Source organism: Variovorax monticola (assembly GCF_051216855.1).
Lineage (GTDB): Bacteria > Pseudomonadota > Gammaproteobacteria > Burkholderiales > Burkholderiaceae_C > Variovorax.
The window spans coordinates 638640-655000 of record NZ_JBPJZP010000004.1 but is presented as its reverse complement, the minus strand read 5'-3'; the positions used below and the strand labels follow the sequence as shown (position 1 = coordinate 655000).

At 69.6% G+C, this 16361-nt stretch carries 13 protein-coding genes; 4 read left to right on the top strand and 9 right to left on the bottom strand.

The window, feature by feature from the left end; genetic code table 11:
* Positions 1–18 precede the first annotated feature (18 nt).
* Both ACSFA5_RS17605 and ACSFA5_RS17600 read left to right on the top strand, forming a co-directional pair.
* A complete protein-coding gene (locus ACSFA5_RS17605) occupies positions 19–1848 on the top strand; it encodes a sensor histidine kinase (protein WP_435445328.1) in 1830 nt (609 codons plus the stop codon).
* Between the two features lie 7 nt (positions 1849–1855).
* Positions 1856–3220, top strand: a complete 1365-nt coding sequence (locus ACSFA5_RS17600; protein WP_435445327.1) for a sigma-54-dependent transcriptional regulator — start codon at positions 1856–1858, stop codon at positions 3218–3220.
* Positions 3221–3263: 43 nt separating this feature from the next.
* Here the strand turns inward: ACSFA5_RS17600 and ACSFA5_RS17595 are convergent, their stop codons facing one another.
* From ACSFA5_RS17595 to ACSFA5_RS17575, 5 genes are read right to left on the bottom strand one after another with little or no spacing between them, the layout of a single operon-like run.
* Positions 3264–4679: a coniferyl aldehyde dehydrogenase gene (locus ACSFA5_RS17595; RefSeq protein WP_435445326.1), complete on the bottom strand. Its 1416-nt coding sequence runs from the start codon at positions 4677–4679 to the stop codon at positions 3264–3266.
* 4 nt (positions 4680–4683) lie between these two features.
* On the bottom strand, positions 4684–5535 hold the full coding sequence (gene nadE / locus ACSFA5_RS17590; protein WP_435445325.1) for an ammonia-dependent NAD(+) synthetase: 852 nt from the start codon (positions 5533–5535) through the stop codon (positions 4684–4686).
* 34 nt (positions 5536–5569) lie between these two features.
* Positions 5570–6742, bottom strand: a complete 1173-nt coding sequence (locus ACSFA5_RS17585; RefSeq protein ID WP_435445324.1) for a phospholipase A — start codon at positions 6740–6742, stop codon at positions 5570–5572.
* A complete protein-coding gene (locus ACSFA5_RS17580) occupies positions 6739–7227 on the bottom strand; it encodes a hypothetical protein (protein ID WP_435445323.1) in 489 nt (162 codons plus the stop codon). The genes ACSFA5_RS17585 and ACSFA5_RS17580 overlap by 4 nt, the downstream gene beginning before the upstream one ends.
* Complete coding sequence (locus ACSFA5_RS17575; RefSeq protein WP_435445322.1) at positions 7224–9320, bottom strand: ATP-dependent helicase; 2097 nt, start codon at positions 9318–9320, stop codon at positions 7224–7226. Before ACSFA5_RS17575 ends, ACSFA5_RS17580 begins: the two co-directional genes overlap by 4 nt.
* Positions 9321–9499: 179 nt before the next feature.
* Here ACSFA5_RS17575 and ACSFA5_RS17570 point away from each other — a divergent pair, with 179 nt between their 5' ends.
* Positions 9500–10537: an AEC family transporter gene (locus tag ACSFA5_RS17570; protein ID WP_435445321.1), complete on the top strand. Its 1038-nt coding sequence runs from the start codon at positions 9500–9502 to the stop codon at positions 10535–10537.
* A 3-nt stretch (positions 10538–10540) separates the two neighbouring features.
* On the opposite strand, the gene ACSFA5_RS17565 is transcribed toward ACSFA5_RS17570, so the two are convergent.
* Complete coding sequence (locus ACSFA5_RS17565) at positions 10541–11251, bottom strand: hypothetical protein (protein WP_435445320.1); 711 nt, start codon at positions 11249–11251, stop codon at positions 10541–10543.
* A gap of 261 nt (positions 11252–11512) precedes the next feature.
* On the opposite strand from ACSFA5_RS17565, the gene ACSFA5_RS17560 reads away from it, so the two are divergent.
* Positions 11513–11722 carry a hypothetical protein gene (locus tag ACSFA5_RS17560; RefSeq protein WP_435445319.1) on the top strand — a complete coding sequence of 70 codons (210 nt, stop codon included), beginning with the start codon at positions 11513–11515 and terminating at the stop codon, positions 11720–11722.
* 35 nt (positions 11723–11757) lie between these two features.
* On the opposite strand, the gene ACSFA5_RS17555 is transcribed toward ACSFA5_RS17560, so the two are convergent.
* The 3 genes from ACSFA5_RS17555 to hemE all read right to left on the bottom strand — a co-directional run bounded on the left by ACSFA5_RS17555 (position 11758) and on the right by hemE (position 16359).
* Positions 11758–12648 (bottom strand): hypothetical protein, encoded by an 891-nt coding sequence (locus tag ACSFA5_RS17555; protein ID WP_435445318.1) that lies wholly within the window; start codon positions 12646–12648, stop codon positions 11758–11760.
* Between the two features lie 49 nt (positions 12649–12697).
* Entirely contained in the window at positions 12698–14797 is a 2100-nt protein-coding gene (gene priA, locus ACSFA5_RS17550) for a replication restart helicase PriA (protein ID WP_475539809.1), read from the bottom strand.
* Positions 14798–15249: 452 nt separating this feature from the next.
* Positions 15250–16359: a uroporphyrinogen decarboxylase gene (gene hemE, locus ACSFA5_RS17545; RefSeq protein WP_435445317.1), complete on the bottom strand. Its 1110-nt coding sequence runs from the start codon at positions 16357–16359 to the stop codon at positions 15250–15252.
* Positions 16360–16361 lie beyond the last annotated feature (2 nt).

Genomic DNA, 16361 nt, shown 5'->3' with positions numbered 1-16361 from the left:
TTGTGCAATAACGCTCCCATGATTTCAAGGGAGCCCGTTCGCCGCATCGACCTGCCCGCCGACAGTGCCCGGCGCTGGCACACATTGCCGCGCTGGTGCGGCGCGCTGGCCCTGGTGGCGGTGGCCGCCTTCGCCGGCCACCAGTTCGCCATGCAGGCCGGCCTGGCGCGCCTGCGCGAGGCGGCCGACCACCGCCTGGACATGCTCGCCACCGGCCTGGACGCCGACCTGGCCCGCTTCGACTACCTGCCCGCGCTGCTGGAGATGACGCCCATCGTGCCGGCGCTGCTCGGCACGCCCACCGACACGCACCTGCGCGACGCCGTCAACCGCTACCTGGACGGCGTCAACGCCACCGCGGGCGCCGAGATGCTCTACGTGCTCGACGCCTCGGGCACCTCGCTGGCCGCCTCCGACTGGGACAAGCCCGGCACCACGCTGGGCCAGGACCTGTCGTTCCGCCCCTACGTGATCGACGCGCTGGGCCAGGGCCGGGGCCGCTTCTACGGCGTGGGCATCACCAGCAAGCGGCCAGGCTACTACCTGTCGTATGCGCTGCGGCGTGGCCAGCCGCAGCGCGGCGTGGTGGCGGTGAAGGTCAACCTCGAGGAGGCCGAGCGCGCCTGGCGCAAGCTGCCCGGCGACGTGGCGCTGATAGACCAGCGCGGCGTGGTCATCCTGGCCACGCGCGAGGCGCTGAAGTTCAGGCCGCTGCTGCCGCTCGACGCGCTGCAGCGCGCCGAAGTGCTGCGCTCGCGCCCCTACGGCGATGCCGGCCTGCAGCCGCTGCAGTGGACGCCCAAGGAGGCGCTGGACCGCGACGTGCAGGTGATCTCTCTGGACGGGCGCGAACAGCTCGCCACCGCCCGCACCCTGCGCGGCGCGCCCTGGCAGCTGGTGGTGCTGGACGACCTGGCGCCCGTGCGCGTGGCGGCGCGCAACGCGGCCATCACGGCCAGCCTGGCGATGGCGGTGCTGTTGCTGGTGGCCGTGGCACTGTGGCTGCGCCGCCGCGCGGTGCGCCAGAAGCTGGCCAGCCAGGCCGCGCTGCAGGCGGCGCACGACACGCTCGAATCGACCGTGGTGGCGCGCACCGCGCAGCTGCGCGCCGCGCAGGGCGAGCTGGTGCACGCGGGAAAGATGGCCGCGCTGGGCCAGATGTCGGCCGGCGTGGTGCACGAGCTCAACCAGCCGCTCACGGCCATGCGCACGCTGTCGGAGAGCGCGGGCATCCTGCTCGACAGGAACCGGCTGGACGACGTGCGCGGCAACCTGGAGCGCATCCGCCACATGGTCGACCGGCTCGCGCGCCTTACCACGCAGCTGAAGACCTTCGCGCACAAGAGCGACCTGCCGCTGGCGCCGCTGCGGCTGTCGCAGGCCATTGCCGACGCGCAGGTGATCGTGGCCGAGGCCTCGAAGAAGCAGCGCGTGACGCTCGAGGTCGACGTGCAGCCCGCCTCGCTGAGCGTCATGGCCGAGGAGGCCGCCCTGGGCAGCGTGCTCGCCAACCTGATGCGCAACGCCATCGACGCCATGCAGGACGCGCCCGTGCGCACGCTGCGCCTGGAAGCGCGGGCGAAGGAAGGCCGCGCGGTGCTGAGCGTGAGCGACACCGGCCCCGGCATCCACCCCGACGTGCTGCCGCGCCTGTTCGAGCCCTTCGTGACCCGCAAGCCGGCGGGGTCGGGGTTGGGCCTGGGGCTCGTCATCTCGGCACAATTGGTGCGGGCCATGGACGGCACGCTGCGCGCCACCAACCTGAACGGCGGCGGGGCATGCTTCGTGGTCGACCTGCCCGCGGCAATGGCCGCGGACCTTCTTTCCCCCCTTGCACAACAGGAGTGACCCCCCCGTGAGCGAAGCCCCTGCCATCCGGGTGCTGCTGGTCGAGGACGACGAAGACGTCCGCGTCAGCACGACCCAGGTGCTGACCCTGGCCGGTTTCGACGTCGACGCCTTTCCCAGCGTCGAGCGCGCGCGTGCGCACATCGATTTCGGCGTGCCTGCCATCGTCATCAGCGACGTGCGCCTGCCGGGCATGAGCGGCACCGAATGGCTGCCCGAGCTGCGCCACACCGATGCCGAGCTGCCGGTGATCCTGGTCACCGGCCACGGCCACATCGCCATGGCCGTGCAGGCCATGCGCGAGGGCGCCTACGACTTCATCGAGAAGCCCTTCAGCTCCGAGCGGCTGGTGGCCATCGTGCGCCACGCCATCGAGCGCCGCCAGCTCACGCTGCAGGTGCGCGCGCTGCGCGACGCGCTGGAGAACTGGCAGGGCATCCAGTCGGTGCTGATCGGGCGCTCGGCGCAGATGCAGCAGGTGCGCCAGACCGTGAAGACGCTGGCCGACACCTCGGCCGACGTGCTGGTCTACGGCGAGACCGGCACCGGCAAGGAGCTGGTGGCGCGCTGCCTGCACGACCACAGCGCGCGCCGGCGCCAGCATTTCGTGCCGCTCAACTGCGGCGGCCTGCCCGAGGCGCTGGCCGAGAGCGAGCTGTTCGGCCACGAGGCCGGCGCCTTCACCGGTGCCGCCCGCGTGCGCGTGGGCAAGTTCGAGTACGCCAGCGGCGGCACGCTGTTTCTCGACGAGATCGAAAGCATGCCCATGGCCGTGCAGATCAAGCTGCTGCGCGCGCTGCAGGAGCGCAGCATCGAGCGCATCGGCTCCAACAAGACCATTCCCTTCGACTGCCGCGTGGTGGCCGCGAGCAAGGACGACCTGAAGGACATGAGCGACCAGAAGAAGTTCAGGGCCGACCTGTACTACCGCCTGGGCGTGGCCTTCATCGAGCTGCCGCCGCTGCGCGAGCGGCGCGAAGACATTCCGCTGCTGTTCGAGCACTTCACCCTGCAGGCCGCCACCCGCTACGAGCGCGCCGCGCCGCTGCCCAGCCATGCGCAACTGGCCGACCTGATGGCCTATGCCTGGCCCGGCAACGTGCGCGAGCTGCGCAACGTGGCCGACCGCTTCGTGCTGGGCCTGCTCGGCGAGCGGCTCACGCTGGCGCGCGGCGGCAGCGCCGAGGGCGTGCCGGCCTTGCCGCGCGGGCTGCCGCAGCAGGTGGAGTCGTTCGAGCGCGCGGTGATCGTCGAGGAGCTGCGCCGCCAGCGCGGCGACCAGCCGGCCACGGCCACCGCGCTGGGCATTGCGCGCCAGACGCTGCACGACAAGCTGCGCAAGCTGGGCGTGGCGGTGGACGAGTTCAAGTAGCCCGCAGACTGCGGCTTGCGTCGTGGGGCCGGGCGCCGCGTGCTCAGCGCAGCAGCAGCTTCATCATCCGCGCGAAGGTCTTGCCGTAGGGCGGCCGGAACAGGCCCACGCCGTTGAACGCCGACTGGTGAAAGATCGGCTTCATCTTCGAGAAGGTCTGGAAGCCGTGCTCGCCGTGGTACGCCCCCATGCCGCTCGCGCCGACGCCGCCGAAGGGCAGGTCGTCTTGTGCCACGTGCATCAGGGTCTCGTTGATCGACACGCCGCCGGCCACCGTCTCGTGCATCACGCGATCGATGGTGGCGCGGTCTTTCTCGAACAGGTAGAGCGCCAGCGGGCGCGGGTGCGCGTTGACGTAGGCAATGGCTTCGTCGAGGGTGCGGTACGTCATCAGCGGCAGCAGGGGGCCGAAGATTTCCTCGCGCATCACGCGCATCCCGTCGTGCACGCCGGTCAGCAGCACGGGCGGAAAGCGACGCGTTGCTTCGTCGGGCGGCGTGCCGCACAAAGTCACGGCGGTGGCGCCTTCCTGCTGCGCCGCTGCGCACAGTTCCTGCAGCCGCGCGAAGTGGCGCGGGCTCACGATACTGGTGTAGTCGGTGCTGGTTTCCAGCCGCGGGTACATCTGTGAAAACACGCGCCGTGCCGCATCGATGAAGTGCTGGCGTTGGCCTTCGGGCAACAGCACGTAGTCGGGCGCGATGCAGGTCTGGCCTGCGTTCAGCGTCTTGCCCACGAGGATGCGCTCCACGGCTTTTTCGAAGTTGGCACCGGGCCCGATGATCGCGGGCGACTTGCCGCCGAGCTCCAGCGTCACCGGCGTGAGGTTCTCGCTCGCGGCGCGCATCACCTGGTGGCCCACGGCGGTGGAGCCGGTGAACAGCAGGTGGTCGAAGGGCAGGGCGGAAAACGCGCGCGCCGTGTCGGCGTCGCCGTTGACGATGTGGATCTCGTCGGGCGCGAAGGCCTTGCCTACCAGCGTGGCGAACAGCGCGGCGAAGCGCGGCGTGAACTCCGACTGCTTCACCATCACGCGGTTGCCCGCCGCCAGCGCCGCGGTCATCGGGCCCACCGCCAGGTACAGCGGGTAGTTCCACGGCACCACGATGCCGACCACGCCCAGCGGCTGCGGCATGACGCGCGACGACGCGGGCTTGAACCACAGGCCGGTGGCGCGGCGCTTCACGCGCATCCAGCGCGGGCCGTGGCGCAGCGCGTGGTCGATGCCCTCCACGCTGGGAAACACCTCGGCCAGCTCGGTCTCCTGCGCGGCGCGGTGATGGAAGTCGGCGCTGATGGCCGCGGCAATGTCGTCGCGGTGGCCGACGACCAGCGCGCGCAGGCGCTTGAGCCGGTCGGCACGCTCGCGCCAGGGCGGCGTCTGTGCGCGCAGGCTTGCGGCGCGCAGGGCGTCGAAGCGCTGCCGCATGTCTTGCTGCGTCAGGGCTTCGGGGGCCATGGCATCAGCTTTCGGCGGGTGCGGGCTCGACCGGCAGCGCGCGCTTGTGGGCGCTCTTGCGGTGCGTCGAGAGAATGATCTCGCGCGCCTGGGCCGATACCGGCTTGCCTTCGAGGAAGTCGTCGATCTGCTCGTAGGTGACGCCGAAGGCGTCTTCGTCGGGCTTGCCCGGCACCAGCGACTCGAGGTCGGCGGTCGGCACCTTGTAGACCAGCGCGTCGGGCGCGCCCAGCAGCTGCGCCACCGCGCGCACTCGGCGCTTGTTCAGGCCGGTGAGCGGCGTGATGTCGGCCGCGCCGTCGCCGAACTTGGTGAAGAAGCCCATCAGCGCCTCGGCCGCATGGTCGGTGCCGATGACGATGCCGTCGTGCGCGCCGGCCACCGCGAACTGCGCCACCATGCGCTCGCGCGCCTTGATGTTGCCGAGCACGAAGTCTTCGTGCGCCGCGTCGCGGAACTTCAGGTCGCCGGCCTTCAGCGCGGCCAGCATGCCGTCGGCCGCGGGGCGGATGTCCACCGTCACGGTGCGGTCGGGCTTGATGACGGCGAGCGAGGCCTGCGCCTCGGCCTCGTCCTTCTGCACACCGTAGGGCAGGCGCATGGCGATGAAGGTGGCGTCGTGGCCGCCGGCGCGCAGTTGCTCGACGGCGCGCTGCGCGAGGCAGCCGGCGGTCAGCGAATCGACACCGCCGCTGATGCCCAGCACCAGCGTCTTCAGGCCGGTGCGCTGCAGGTAGCTGGCGAGAAAGTCGACGCGGCGCACCAGTTCCTGCGCGGCATCGAACACGGGGGCGACATGCAGCGCCGCGATGATCTCGCGTTGCGCGGCGTCGACGGGGGTGAGGTCAGCACTCATGAGGCTTTGTCGAAGTGAGAGGACGAAGGAAGGGTCAGAAATCCACCAGGCTCAGGCCGATGCTCAGCACCGTGCGCTTGCGGTTGTAGTCCACCAGCGTGTCGCCGTAGCCCGAGAACAGCTGCGTGTGGAAGCGCAGGTTGCTCTTGGTCGGGTCGCCGATGGCCTTGAGCCACTCGAGGCGCACGGAGCCGCGTCCGCTGTCGCGCAGGTTGTTGCGCACCGTGATGCCGAACTGGTTGTCGCGGTTGAAGTTCCAGCGCCCGGTGAGCTCGGCGCGGCCGATGTAGTCGGCGATGTCGGGGTTGTCGTCCTTGGCGGCGCTCTCGGCAATGCGCTTCCAGATGCGCCCGGTGATGGTGAAGCGGTCGTCCAGCTCGGCGCCGCCCATCAGGTACACGCGGTTCCAGCTGCGCGACAGCGGCAGGCTCTGGCCGTTCGACTGGTGCACGATGCCCAGCCCCGCATAGCGCCAGCGCCAGCCGCCGGGCAGCTTGAAGTCGGTCGGGTAGACATACATCAGCTCGGGCTCGTGGTCGGTGGTGCGAAACGGCCGCGAGATGGCGCCGTTGAACAGCTGCCAGGTCGACTGCTGCGTGTAGGCGAACCACAGCGAGTCTTTTTTGGTCGGGTCGTCCTGCGTGAGCATGCCCTGCGCGAGCTTGGTGCGCACCGACAGGCCGATGCGCATTTCGTTGGCCTGGTAGGCAGTCGGCGTGCCGGTGTGGTCGGCCGAGGGCGAGGTGGGCGTTTCGGGCTTCTTGGTGGCGGCCGAGACCGACACGCTCAGCGGGCGGTAGCCGCGAAAGCCGAAGGTGCCGCAGTCGGTGGCGTTCTCCAGCTCCCAGAAGCGCGACAGCGTGGAGTACTGGCGGTCGCGGCAGCCCTCGGTGGTGGCCACCGAGACCACGCGCGTGGCCGGAATGCTGCCGTCCACCGGTGGCGCCTGCGTGCTCGCGAGCACCGGCGGCGCCGCGGGCACCAAGGCGGAGGGCAGCGTCTGCTGCTGCGCCCAGCGGTCGAAGCAGGCCAGGCGTGCCTCGTTGTTGGCGCCCAGCGCGCTGCATTGCTGCCAGGTGAGCTGCGCGTCGGCCAGCGGGCTGGCCGGCTTGTCGACGGCCTGCGCCTGCGCGGCGGCCGCGCCGCCCAGGCAGGCGGCCAGCGCGGCGAGCCGGCCGAACTGGAAGGAGGGTGGAGGTTTCTTCATGGCTTTCCTTGCGCTGCCGCCGGCGCGGCTGTCTTGCTGAGCACGAACGGGTGGGTGCTTTCGTCGGCGGCGTTGCGCCACGTGCCCCTGAATTCGCGGCCGCACGAGCGGACCTGCAGCTTGCCGGACCACACGCCGCTGATGGCGCGGCCGTCCTGCGACTCGTCGATGGAGAGCGCGCCTTCGTCGTCCACGTCGCCCGCGAGCTGCGCGACCGTGGCCTTGGCGGGGTTGTCGGGGTTGCGCGTGATGGTGCCGCGCACGCCGTCGTAGTCGGGGTGCTTGCCCAGCTGCACGGCGGCCACGGCGGGCAGGCCGTCGAAGCGCGCCTCCCAGCGGCCGTAGAGCGAAGGCAGCGGCAGCTCGCGCGCGTCGGTGGGGCAGTCGGGGTTCCCGCGGCCGATGGCGCAGCCCGCGAGCGCGGCGGTTGCGAGCAAGGTGGCGGCCAGGAGCGTGGCGGTGAAAGGCGTTCGGGTTTTCGTCATGGGGTGGCGGCGGCCTTGGCCGCGCTGTCCTGCGCCTTGCGCGCGAACTCGGCGCGCAGCGCCTTGAGCTTTTCGCGCGGGTCTTCGCGGATGGTTTCCTTGCTCAGGCCCATCTCGGCGATGAAGCGGCTGGGCACGCAGGGCACCATCTCGCGGCCCTGCTTGCGCTTCTTGGTCCAGCTCACGGCCAGGCTGCGCTGGGCGCGGGTGATGCCCACGTACATCAGGCGGCGCTCTTCCTGCAGGCGCTGCAGCGTCTCGTCGCTGATCACCTGCTGGCGGCCGTTGTCGTCGTCGAGCTTGAAGGGCAGCAGGCCCTCGCTCACGCCGATCAGCATCACGTGCGGCCACTCCAGGCCCTTGGAGGCGTGCAGGGTGGACAGCGTGACCACGTTCTGGTCCTGCTCGCGCTCGCTGATGGTCGACAGCAGCGAGATGGTCTGCGCCACCTCCAGCAGGCTCTTGCGCTCGGTCTCGATGTTGCTGTCGGCGCCGGAGGTGTCGTCCAGCGTGCCGCCGGCGCGCTGGGACATCCAGTCGACGAACTCCAGCACGTTGGTCCAGCGCGAGGCCGCGGCGGCTTCGCTGTCTTCGCCGTCGTACAGGTGCTTTTCGTAGTCGATCTCCTTCAGCCAGTCGAGCATGAAGGTGCGCGAGTCTTCCGCGCCCATGGTGCGGCGCGCGCGGTACTCCAGGTCGTTGATGTAGCGGCCGAACTCGTGGATGCCCTCCAGCGTGCGCTTGGGCATCACGCTGGGCAGCGACGGGCTGAACAGCGCCTCGAACAGGCTCAGCTTGTACTGGCTGGCGAAGGTGCCCAGGCTCGCGAGCGTGGTGTGGCCGATGCCGCGCTTGGGCGTGGTGATGGCGCGCAGGAACGCGGGGTCGTCGTCGTTGTTGACCCACAGGCGGAACCAGCCGCACAGGTCCTTGATTTCGGCGCGGTCGAAGAAGCTCTGGCCGCCCGACACCTTGTACGGAATCTGCGCCTTGCGCAGCGCCTGCTCGAACACGCGCGCCATGTGGTTGGCGCGGTACAGGATGGCGAAGTCGCGAAACTCCTTGTGCTGCTGGCCCTGCGTGATCGCATCGCCCGCGCGGATGCTCACGATGCGCGCCACCGCGCGCTCGGCCTCGTGCAGCTCGCTGTCGGCGTCCACGATGCGCACCGGCTCGCCTTCGCCGAGCTCGGAGAACAGCGTCTTGGGAAACAGCTTGGGGTTGGGCCCGATCACGTTGTTGGCCGCGCGCAGGATGGCGCTGGTGGAGCGGTAGTTCTGCTCCAGCTTGATGACCTTGAGCTTGGGGTAGTCGATCGGCAGCTTGCGCAGGTTGTCCAGCGTGGCGCCGCGCCAGCCGTAGATCGACTGGTCGTCGTCGCCCACCGCGGTGAACTGGCCGTGCTCGCCGACCAGGGCTTTCAGCACTTCGTACTGGGTGGCGTTGGTGTCCTGGTATTCGTCCACCAGGATGTGGCCCAGCGCGGCCTGCCACTTGGCGCGTACCTCCGGAAATTCGTGCAGCAGCTTCAGCGGCATGCCGATCAGGTCGTCGAAGTCCACGCTCTGGTAGGCCTGCAGGCGCTCTTCGTAGCGGCCCATGATTTTGGCGGTGATGCGCTCGTTGTCGTCCACCGCGGCGGCCTCGGCCTGCGCGGCGTTCAGGCCCATGTTCTTCCACTTGCTGATGGTCCACTGCCAGATGCGGGCGGTGGCCGCGTCGGTGCTGCCGCCGGCGTCCTTCAGGATCTTGGTGACGTCGTCGCTGTCCAGGATGCTGAACGCGGGCTTCAGCCCGAGCACCGCGCCGTCCTCGCGCATCATGCGCACGCCCAGCGCGTGGAAGGTGCACACCACCACCTTGCGCGCGTCCTTGCCGATCAGGTCCTTCGCGCGCTCGCGCATTTCCGCCGCGGCCTTGTTGGTGAATGTGATGGCCGCGATGCGCTTGGGCTCCAGGCCGGCCTGGATGAGGCGGCCGATCTTGTGCGTGATCACCCGCGTCTTGCCCGAGCCTGCGCCTGCAAGCACCAGGCAGGGACCGTGCATGTAGTTGACAGCTTCCTGCTGCGCGAGATTGAGACCGTGGGACATGGGGATGGGGGAGAACCGGAAATCGCCGCGCGCAGCCGCGGGCGAAAAAGCGTGAAAGCCGAGAAAAGCGGGCAATGATACGGGGACGGCCCCGCGTGGGGCTGTAGGCCGCGCACCCCTGTGCAATGACCCTGCGGCCATCGTGGCACGCACCGTGGCCGGCAACGACAATCGGCCCCGTGCTGCCTGTCTTCCTTGTTACTTTCCCTTTCTTCGCGTTAATCGCGGCCGGTTATGCCGCCGCCCGCGCGAGCGTCCTGCCGCTGGACGCGATTCCCGGACTGAACGCCTTCGTGCTGTATTTCGCGCTGCCGTGCATGCTGCTGCGCTTCGGCGCGGGCACGCCCATCGGGCAGTTGCTGGACGGCAGCGTGGCACTGGTCTGGGGCATTTGCGCGCTGGCCGTGGTGGCGGGCGTGGTGATGTTCACGCGCAATGCGCGCATCGGCTGGAACGACGCGGCCTTCGGCGCGCTGGTGGCGGCGTTTCCGAACACCGGCTTCATGGGCGTGCCGCTGCTGGTGGCCCTGCTGGGGGCGCAGGCGGCGGGGCCGATGATCATCACGATCGCGTTCGACCTGGTGGTGACCTCGTCGCTGTGCATCGCGCTCTCGCGGCTGGACGGTGCCGTGGGCGCCAACGCAGGAGCAGGTGCCGGGCGCCAGGGCGCCTCGCTGGCGGCGCGCAAGGCGCTGCGCGGCATCTTGGTCAACCCGATGCCGTGGTCGATCCTGCTGGGGGTGCTGCTGTCGGCCGCGCGCTGGCAGCTGCCGGGCCCCATCGAACGCACCGTCGCCATGCTGGCGGACGCGGCGTCGCCGGTGGCGCTGTTCACCATCGGGGCGGTGCTGGCGCGTTCGGCGCTGCTGGCGCGCGAGCACGATGCCAGCGCGGCGGTGGCCGAGGCGATGGGCACGCGCCTCGCGCCCGCACCCAAGGCACCCTGGGGCGACGTGCTGCCGGTGGTGGCGGTGAAGCTGCTGGTGCATCCGCTGCTGGTGTGGGGCCTGGGGCGGGGCGCCATGGCGCTGGGGCTGCCGCTGTCGCATGCGGCGCTGGTGGCGATCGTGCTGGTCGCGGCGCTGCCGAGCGCGAGCAACGTGGCCATGCTGGCCGAGCGCTTCGGTGCCGACAACGGCCGCATCGCCCGCATCATCCTGTGGACGACGGTGGTGGCGTTCTTCAGCTTTCCGTTGCTGGTCGGTGCGCTGAACTGAAGCCTACGGGGTCAGCACGCCCAGCTTGTACGGATCGGCGTCAGGCAGCCGTTCGCACTTGGAGAAGTCGCGGCCCTGCGTGCCGTCGCAGTAGTAGGTGTTGTAGACGCGGCCGAAGAGGGTGGGGCTGGCGGTGAAGAGCACGCCGTGCTCGGGTTGCCAGTTGTCCCTGGTGTCCTTGGGCGAGGGGGCGCTGGTATCCACCGGCGTGGCGGTGGCCGTGGCCGCTGCGGCCGCACCGCTCGCGGCTGCGGCCGGCGTGAAGTCGGCCAGCGTCTTGTGGGGCTCGTCGCCGCGCCAGCGCGTTGCCAGCTCGGCGGCCGTGGGCCGCACCGCCACCGGCAGCATGATGCCGTTGACCTGCGCGCCGTAGCCGAACCGGTGCGTCTTGCCCGCCAGGAACGCATAGGCGCAGGCCGCCATGCACTGGCCCCGCACCTCGGTCTGCACGCCGCTCGCGCGGATGGCTTCGGCATAGGCGCCGGCCGCGTCGGCGGTGCCGCCGAACGAGTCCTCGAAGACCACGGTGCGCACCGTGCCGCTGGCCAACTGGTCGGTGAATTCCTTGACGGCCGTGCCGTCGAGCATGCCCGCGACCACCAGCCGGCTGCCCTGCAGCGCCAGGTCGGCGGCGTGCGCCTGTGGCGCGAGCGCAAGGCAGGCGAGGCTCGACGCGAGTGACAAAACCCAAGCTGGTGCGGACGGCGGCTTCATGGCGAGACCTTTGAGAACCCTGGGGACCTGTGCCCTTTCGGCGGGCGAACTTGCTTGGAACACGAAACCCGGCAAGGGGTTCGCGCCGGTTACAGCTTGAGCAACGCCGGGGGATGGCGTCAACTGTTTTTTTCACAAATTTTCGGGTAGGCCGAGGCAGGCCTTAAGGCATAGCCCGCGCTAGAACTTCAGTTGAATGCTTCCGTTTGCATTTGCGCTGCTACAGTGCTTTCACGTCAAAGGTGTGAATAGGGGCGCGCAATGGCAATTCTGGTTCGCATCCTGCTGTGGTTCTCGTGGCTCGCTGTCGTCGGCTGGTTCTGGCATGCCGGCAAGTTCGGCACGGGCACCGCCATCGCGCTGGCCGCGCTGAGCCTCGTGGTGTTCGCCTGGCCGACCAGCATGGTGCGGCGCCGGCACAACGAACTGCGTTATGTCGACATGGGCAAGGAGCCGACCGGCTACCACTGACAAGCGCGGTATCGGGAAGGGGAAGGCCCGGTGGCTCAGGACGCCGGTTGCTGCAGGCGCTCGAACTCGTGGCGCTTCATGGTCATGTAGTCGTTTCGGTCCACCTCGTGCAGCTGTTGCGCGTACTGCTCGGTGGCGTCGAACCACGCGCCCAGGCGCTGTTCCAGCTGGCCCGCGGCCGGCGCGTCCAGGTAGCTGTCGATGGCCAGGTAGTAGCGCATGGTGTTGCGCTCCACCACGCCGCGCACGCCGCCGATGTAGTCGCCCTGGCCCTTCGAGGTGAACCCGACCTTGTCGCTGCCCAGCGTCGCCAGATACCCCTTCATCGCCAGGCGCGCCGAGGTGCCGTAGGCGTAGGCGTAGCTCATGTGCACGGCGGTCTTGCCGTTGTCGGCGGGCGTGGCCTCCAGCACGATGGCGTAGTCGCGCGTGGACAGCGGCCCGGTGGCCGCGCTCAGGCGCACGTTCAGGTAGTTGGCATCGGCCTTGGCGACGCTGTAGGCGAAGTCGATCTTCTGCGCGTCCGACAGCGGCTGGTCGAACTTGCGCCCGACGGCCACCGCCAGCGCGGCGCCGCCGCTCTTTACGGCGCAGTGCTTGGTGTTGAGGTGCAGCATCAGCACCTGGCACCACGCGGCCGGCTCGCGCAGCGCGCCGCTCACCTGGTTGAAGGGGTGGTCGACCAAGGCATAGACATCGCCGCTCAGCCGGTCGGAGGTTTCGTTCGACTCGATGGTCAGCGGGCGCTTGAAGACGTTGCGTGCCAGCTGCGGTTTGAGCGCATCGACCTTGGCGCGCAACGCAGCGCCGCCGTCGGCAGGGCTCGGCTGTTGCGCCACGGCCGAGAAGGAGCACAGCGCCACGGCGGCTGCCAGGAGCAGTCCCGCGACCGAGCGACGCGCCAAGGGTGTGTGATCGTTTGTCATGCCATTCACCTTGGCCACGCGCGTGCTTTCACCTTGCAGGACAACCGGCTCAGATGCTGTGCGGATCGACGTCGACCAGCCAGCGGATCACGCCCTTGCCCTCGGGCGTGCGCCGCAGTTCATGCAGCAGCGGCTGCCACAGCGCCAGCAGGCGCTGCAGCGCGGCGCGCGAGGGGCTTTCGATGAGCATCTGCGCGCGCTCCACGTTGGCCACGCGCTGGATCGCCAGCGGCACCGCCGGGTAGCGCGTGACGAGGTCGGCACCCGGCAGCGTCTCGGCCTTGTCGGCGGCCAGGTTCAGGAAGCCCTGCGCCACCGCCTGCTCGCGCGCGTCGGCCCGCAAGAGCGCCTGGTACGCAAAGGGCGGCATGGCGGCGGCGCGGCGCTCGTCGAGCTGCTGCTGCGCGAAGGCGGCGTAGTCGTGCTGGCGCAGCGCCGTGAACAGCGGGTGCTGCGCGTGGTGCGTCTGGATCCACATCTCGGCCTTCGCGCCCTGCGCCGCAAGGTAGGCGGCGTCGCGGCCCGCGCGGCCGGCCGACTGCATCAGCAGGCTGAACAGCCGCTCGGGCGCGCGGAAGTCGCTGGAGAACAGCGCGCCGTCGGGGTTCACCGCGGCCACCAGCGTGATGCGGCGGAAGTCGTGGCCCTTGGCGATCATCTGCGTGCCGACCAGCACGTCGACCTCGCCCGCGTGCACGGCGGCGAGCTGCGATTCGAGCGCGCCCTGCGCCTTGGTGCTGTCGGCGTCGATGCGCGCAATGCGCACCGCGCTGCCGTCGGGGTGCTTTACTGCCGAGAAGAGTTCGCCCAGGTGCTCTTCGAGCCGCTCCGTGCCGCGGCCCACGGGCGCGATGTCGGGGTTGCCGCAGGCCGGGCAGGCGCGCGGCACGCGTTCCGCAAAGCCGCAGTGGTGGCAGCGCAGCGTGCGGTCGATCTTGTGGAACACGCGGTAGGCGCTGCAGTGCGGGCATTCGCTCTTCCAGCCGCAGTCGCCGCAGGCCAGCACCGGGGCGTAGCCGCGCCGGTTCAAAAAGATCATGCTCTGCTCGCCGCGCGCGATGCGCTGGCCGATGGCGTCGAGCAGCGCGCCCGAGATCACCGTCTTCGGCGGCTGCAGGTTCATGTCGACCAGGCGCACCGTGGGCAGCTCGCCCGCTCCGATGCGCGAAGGCATGGCCAGGCGCACATAGCGCCCGCCCGGGTCGTCGCCTTCGGGCGGGCGGCTCTGGTGCCAGCTTTCGAGCGAAGGCGTGGCCGAGCCCAGGATCACCTTGGCTTTTTCGCGCTGGCCGCGCCACACGGCGAGGTCGCGCGCCGAGTAGCGCGCGCCTTCCTGCTGCTTGTAGCTCGGGTCGTGCTCCTCGTCGACCACGATGAGCTTCAACCCCGGAATCGACGCGAACACCGCCATGCGCGTGCCCAGCACGATGCGCGCCGCGCCGCCGTGCGCCGCCAGCCAGCTCGCCAAGCGCTGCGGGTTGGTCATGCCGCTGTGCAGCGACACCACGGCCTCGTCGCCGAAGCGGGCCTTGAAGCGGGCTTCGAGCTGCGGCGTGAGGTTGATCTCGGGCACCATCACCAGCGCCTGCGCGGCGGGGTCGCGCGCCAGCAGGTCGGCCACGCAGCGCAGGTAGACCTCGGTCTTGCCGCTGCCGGTGCTGCCGACCAGCAGGAAGGTGCCGGTTTCGGCATCGATTCGGGCCAATGCGGCCGTCTGCTCTGCACTCAGCGCTATCAAATTCGACGATTCGGCGGTCTCGGCGACCGGGCCGGTCGTGGTCTTGCGCTTGAGGCGGCGCGCCAGTTGCGTGGTGCTCAGGTCGCGCAGCTGCGGCGGCAGGGCCGCCAGGGCGATTTCGCCGATCGAGCGCTGGTAGTAGCGCGCGGCAAAGGCCACGAGATCGCGCCAGGCTTCGCCCAGCGGCGCCAGCGCATCGAGCGCGGCGCCCACGGGCTTCAGGGCCATGTCCGGCTCGGCGCCTGCCAGCGCCGTGGGCGGGTTCCACACCACGCCCAGCACCTCGCGCTTGCCCAGCGGCACCCGCACCAGCGTGCCGGGCGGCAGGGGCTCGGCGCCGGCATAGCTCAGCAGGTCGCCCAGGGCGGCATGCGCGGGGGTCTGCACCGCGATGTCGAGCCGCCAGGGCAGGCCCGCGGGACTACCGTTCGTCGGATGAACAGTCCCCTCGAGGGGGTGGGCGGCGTCGGCGATGGGAATACTTCTTGGCAAGGTTTGTTAAAGCGACTTTGAGCAAATTCGCTTAAGTCGTTGATTTTCCACAGCTTTGGAATTCATCCAGAGTTTCTGTGGATAACTTTGTTGACAACCGGGCGCTACACGCCGCCAAGCCTTGTGAATCAAGGCTCCGGCCAAAATGCCCGGAAAAAAAGCAAAGTTCAAATCCTATATAAATCAACAACTTGGCGGTGCTATTGCTTTGGGAGCAGAGGGGCGAACCCCTTGGATGTTCTTGCGCAGTGCAGCACGGGTTTTGTGCATAAGTCAGTACCCATATACCGTTTTTGCGCTTGACAAACGGCCGCGGACCGCGTTTTCGAGGGCAGCCGGCGCTTCAGCGCTGTCCGCCGCAGGTCACAGTTTCAACCTCGCAGGGCGCGCGACTGGCTGTGCACCGCCTGCACCAGCGCCGCCACGTGGTCCGGCGGCGTGAACTGGCTGATGCCGTGGCCCAGGTTGAAGATGTGGGTCGGGCCCTTGGCGTTGCGGTCGGCGTGCGGCTTGCCGAAGGCGCTCAGCACCTTCGCCACTTCGGCCTCGATCTGCGCGGGCGGCGCGAACAGCACGTTGGGGTCGATGTTGCCTTGCAGCGCCTTGGCCTTGTCGTCGGCACCCTCGGCGACCTGCTTGCGCGCACTGGCCAGGTTCACCGTCCAGTCGACGCCGAGCACCTCGCAGTCGAGTTCGCGCATGGCGTCCAGCCACAGGCCGCCGCCCTTGGTGAACACGATGCGCGGCACCGGCTGGCCGTCGGCGCCGGTGCGCTTCAGGCTGGCGAGCACGCGGGCCGTGTAGGCCAGGCTGAACTCCTGGAACGCGCCGTCGGCCAGCACGCCGCCCCAGCTGTCGAACACCATCACGGCCTGCGCGCCTGCATCGATTTGCGCATTGAGGTAGGTGGCCACCGAATCGGCATTCACCGCGAGGATGCGGTGCATCAGGTCGGGGCGGCTGTACAGCATGCTCTTGACCAGGCGGTAGTCGCTGGAGCCCGCGCCTTCCACCATGTAGCAGGCCAGCGTCCACGGGCTGCCCGAGAAGCCGATGAGCGGCACGCGGCCGTCGAGCGCCTTGCGGATCGAGGCCACGGCGCTGAACACGTAGCGCAGCTTGTCCATGTCGGGCACTTCGAGCGCGGCCACGGCCGCTTCGTCGCGCACCGGGCGGGCAAAGCGCGGGCCTTCGCCGGCCTCGAACGACAGGCCCAGGCCCATGGCGTCGGGCACGGTCAGGATGTCGGAGAACAGGATGGCCGCGTCGAGCGGGTAGCGCGCCAGCGGCTGCAGCGTGACCTCGGTGGCGTAGTCGGTGTTGGTGGCCAGCCCCATGAAGCTGCCCGCCTTGGCGCGCGTGGCGACGTACTCAGGCAGGTAGCGCCCGGCCTGGCGCATCAGCCAGACGGGGGTGTGGTCGGTGGCCTGGCGCCAGCAGGCCCGCAGGAAGGTGTCGTTTTGCAGGGGGGCGAAAGGCATCC

What these genes read in the sequence shown, in the direction of transcription:
- ACSFA5_RS17595 (WP_435445326.1), bottom strand. Translation starts at nt 4,679, where the DNA reads ATGGCCCCCGAAGCCCTGACGCAGCAAGACATGCGGCAGCGCTTCGAC.
- nadE (WP_435445325.1), bottom strand. Translation starts at nt 5,535, where the DNA reads ATGAGTGCTGACCTCACCCCCGTCGACGCCGCGCAACGCGAGATCATC.
- ACSFA5_RS17560 (WP_435445319.1), top strand. Translation starts at nt 11,513, where the DNA reads ATGGCAATTCTGGTTCGCATCCTGCTGTGGTTCTCGTGGCTCGCTGTC.
- ACSFA5_RS17575 (WP_435445322.1), bottom strand. Translation starts at nt 9,320, where the DNA reads ATGTCCCACGGTCTCAATCTCGCGCAGCAGGAAGCTGTCAACTACATG.
- ACSFA5_RS17585 (WP_435445324.1), bottom strand. Translation starts at nt 6,742, where the DNA reads ATGAAGAAACCTCCACCCTCCTTCCAGTTCGGCCGGCTCGCCGCGCTG.
- ACSFA5_RS17565 (WP_435445320.1), bottom strand. Translation starts at nt 11,251, where the DNA reads ATGAAGCCGCCGTCCGCACCAGCTTGGGTTTTGTCACTCGCGTCGAGC.
- ACSFA5_RS17555 (WP_435445318.1), bottom strand. Translation starts at nt 12,648, where the DNA reads ATGACAAACGATCACACACCCTTGGCGCGTCGCTCGGTCGCGGGACTG.
- ACSFA5_RS17580 (WP_435445323.1), bottom strand. Translation starts at nt 7,227, where the DNA reads ATGACGAAAACCCGAACGCCTTTCACCGCCACGCTCCTGGCCGCCACC.
- hemE (WP_435445317.1), bottom strand. Translation starts at nt 16,359, where the DNA reads ATGCCTTTCGCCCCCCTGCAAAACGACACCTTCCTGCGGGCCTGCTGG.
- ACSFA5_RS17605 (WP_435445328.1), top strand. Translation starts at nt 19, where the DNA reads ATGATTTCAAGGGAGCCCGTTCGCCGCATCGACCTGCCCGCCGACAGT.